We start from the raw sequence: 3,741 nt of genomic DNA, 5'->3' as shown, positions 1-3,741 counted from the left end.
AACAAAAAATGGACGAAAACCAAAAATCGGTTTTCGTCCATTTTTTATTGTACAGAGAACACTTATGTCACATTCTCTTTTTCAATGCAAAAAAAAGAAGCCTGAAATAGGCTTCAATATTGTTGTTATTTCAATGTTGCGTATGTATCTTCAACCCATTCGTTAGTTGATACACGGTAGTATGTGTGTCCGTTGTAGCTCTTTGTTTGGTCAGTTGCCCATGGTGTGTCGTTTGACAATCCACGGTTTGATTTCGAGATCGAGCCATTTGAATTGAAAGCTACCAATGGAACGGCGTAGCTATCAGGGTTGTTTACAGTAATGACACGAGTTGAATCTGAAGGTGCTTGAGTAGCATTTTGAGTTTCAGCTGAATCATATTGTGTTAAGTTGTATGTTTCGATCAAGTTGTTCAATGATGATGCATAGTTAGGTGCAGTAGCGTATCTACCTTGCAACCAAGCAGTAGCATCCTTGTATGATGATGTGTTTTCTTTCCAAGTTCCACGGTAATATGTTGAATCCCATGAAAGACCGTTACGTAACTTATCACCATTGTCATTGAATGATTCTAAATAACTTGGGTATTTTCTGAAGTTAGCATAGATTTGGTACCAACCTTGGCTTGCACTCCATTCGCTAGTTGGCATTGAAACGTAAGCACCGTTGTAATCACCCTTGATACCAAACAAGTTATTTCCTTGTGTAGCAAGGTCTGATTGACCCCAGGCACTTTCAAGAATAGCTTGAGCAAGCATAACTGATGCATAAAGGTTATATTTAGCAGCAATTTGTTGAGCCATTGGAGCAGCAGAAGCTAAGAAAGCTTGTTGTTGATCACTAGTTGCTGAGTTAGCTGAAGATTGAACAACAGCCTTCAATGCGTTGTTGGCTGTTCCCTCGGAAGCAGCTTGAACACTACTTGTAGTTGAGTGTGCAACTGTTGTATCAGCCTTTTTGACATTTGATCCAGCAATAACATTTTGCTTGTTGCCAGAATTTGAATTACTTACAGCTTGTGCATTTGTATTATTTGTTGTTGTTTGTTGTGTTGTTTGAGCTTGATCTGTTGTTTCTGCAGCTTGAACAGCAGTTGGTACTGCAACAGATGCTAATGTACTAAGCACCATTGTGCTTGTTAGTATTAACCGTTTGTATTGCATTTATGGTTTCCCCCTGAGGATTTATCTACAAGAACTAGAGTACTATTCTAGTTGGGGTGTTTCAACGGTACTCGGGCATTTGTAGCGATAATGAAATATTCTTGTAATTTTAAATTGATAAATATAGGAAAGAAGCAAAATTTTCAGGTTAATTTTTGCTCATCTTAACTGTTAAGCCTCACATTTTTAAATCTTGTTTATTATTTAATTTGATAAAAATTTCATTCGTTAACGACCGATATTAATCTTATAATTAAATGAAATATTTCATTTTTATGGAAACGAGTTGCTGAAGATAGCGGCCTCCGGTTTAGAAACTGTCAGCAGGCACGGCCTTGCCGTACCTTGGATGCTGACAGCCCCTAAATCCTCACCAGCTGAACATCTTCTTCCACTCTCTTTTTTATATTTTCACTTGGGGGATCTATTATGGAAAGCTTTCGCAAATTTCGTTCAATCAATCAAACTTTTTGGCATCAATGGTGGTCGTTTGGACAAATTTTGATCATTGTTGATATTTTGATTAATTTAGTATTCGTGCCACTGCTACGTGTTTTGACTGAATTTATTTTAGACTTAAACAACATCGCTTATATTTCTTACACGAACATTTTAAAACTACTGCTAGATAAGCCTTGGGCGATACTCGAATTATTGATCTTATTATTATTAATATTAATGATCGTCTTCATGCAATTTTCCGTAATTTTTATTAGTTATCGGGCGATCCGTTCCGAAGTTGGTTTAGGATGGAAGCTTTATTTACGCGAGTTAAAACGTATGGTTTGGCCCATTCCTTTCAAGACATTCGGCTTTTTCCTGCTCTATTTCTTATTGATATTACCGTTTAGCGGCATCGGATTGTATACACCTCTGTTAGACAAAGTCCAAGTACCACAATTTATTACTGATTGGTTGTTTCAAGAGCATCTACCTTGGGGAATTTTACTGATGGTGATCTATACACTGATTTTGTATATCGGTGTACGTTGGATCTTTGTTTTACCAGAAATGATCTTTGATCAACGTGGTGCCCGAGTCGCCATTCGACATTCTTGGCGGATCACGAAACACCATACTTGGCATTACGTCATTTATATTGCCATATTGACGATAATCGTTTCGCTATTATCCACCATATTATTTTTCGTCTTGATCGGTTTGCAGTGGCTACTAGATTTCATCCCAGCAATTGCCAAATCCGCAGCAATAGTCAATCTAACACTGATTCAAATCATTAACGCCACAGCTGGTTATTATTTCACCGCGATGATCGCGTTATTAATGATCTCCAAATTACCAGATCTAAGCATTCCCGCCGCAGAAAAAAAGCCAAATCGGCGCTGGCCATGGTTTTTAATTTTGGGCATTGCCGTATTTGGTTTTGCAACATACGGAGGACTTTATTTCAATAATTTACTAATGGAAAAACCAGTCACAGTGTCACACCGTGGCGTCGACGATCATAACGGCGTCCAAAATACCATCTCTGCCCTAAAAACAACCGCTAAAGAAAAACCAGACTACATCGAAATGGACGTCCAAGAAACCAAAGATCACAAATTCATCGTCCTCCACGACAACACCTTGAAAAATTTAGCTGGCATTAATAAAGGACCAAAGGACCTAACACTTGCCCAATTGAAGAAAATCCGCGTTTACGAAAACGGCCAATCAGAAAACCTAGCCAGTTTTAGCGATTATTTAAAACAAGCAAACAAACTAGATCAGAAATTGCTAGTAGAATTCAAGCGCACCCCTTCAACAAAAGCAGATTTTGTAGACGAATTCTCAAAAAAATACGGAAAAGACCTAGAAAAAAATCACGCCATGATCCACTCATTAGACTACAACTTCATCCAAGACAGCCGAAAACAAATGCCAAAAATCCCAGCAAATTACATCTTGTCATTCAATCTATCCGGAGTCCCAAGAAGCAAAGCAACAAGCTTCACCATGGAAGCCACAACCTTAAACGACACCTTCATAGAAGAAGCCCACTTCGAACGAAAAAAAGTCTACGCATGGACAGTAAATGACCCGGACACCATGGACAAAATGATGTTCATAGACACCGACGGCATAGTAACCGACAACTTAACCACTCTACAGAAAGAAATAACCAAAAATTTCGATTCAAAAAGCTACGCCACCAGAATGCTAAATTACCTAATAACACTACAAGATCCAACGAAATAAAAAATAAGTTGAGGCAGAAGTTCAACACCAGAACTTTCAGGCAAAACCTCGATTAAAAACCAAAATAAAATATAATCCAGTTTAACCTTGGTCTTGAACTTTGTCTTGAACTTTATTTTGCTTTTACTATCTTGAACAAATTTGAGATAGACATGTGAGAAATAGGAAGTGCAGAAAGTGCCGATTTGAACATAATAAATCGGTAAATCTCACCCAGAGGGGGAGATCATAAATACCCATCTAGGTGGAGGGTCGGGGCGCTATATGGGCTCAGCCGCCAAATTCTTCTTAGCGACGAAGGAGGTTCTTGTTGTACTTTGGTTAGCCATCAAGAAATTCATCAAGATCTAGGTTGCCTGTTGATTCCAAAAAGACTAGT

General features: G+C 38.3%; 2 protein-coding genes. One reads left to right on the top strand and one right to left on the bottom strand.

Annotated elements, in window-relative coordinates; translation table 11 throughout:
• Nucleotides 1-125 precede the first annotated feature (125 nt).
• The gene (locus EKM78_RS13350) at nt 126-1,163 is read right to left on the bottom strand and encodes a glycoside hydrolase family 73 protein (RefSeq protein ID WP_125772632.1); all 1,038 of its coding nucleotides are present in this window, start codon (nt 1,161-1,163) and stop codon (nt 126-128) included.
• Between the two features lie 429 nt (nt 1,164-1,592).
• Between EKM78_RS13350 and EKM78_RS12290 the strand changes: the two genes are divergently transcribed.
• Entirely contained in the window at nt 1,593-3,362 is a 1,770-nt protein-coding gene (locus tag EKM78_RS12290) for a glycerophosphoryl diester phosphodiesterase membrane domain-containing protein (protein ID WP_125772630.1), read from the top strand.
• The last annotated feature ends 379 nt before the right edge of the window (nt 3,363-3,741 follow it).

Source organism: Companilactobacillus furfuricola (assembly GCF_003946325.1).
Taxonomy (GTDB): Bacteria; Bacillota; Bacilli; order Lactobacillales; family Lactobacillaceae; genus Companilactobacillus; species Companilactobacillus furfuricola.
Note: the sequence above shows the minus strand (reverse complement) of the source record. Positions and strands in the feature narration are given on the sequence as shown.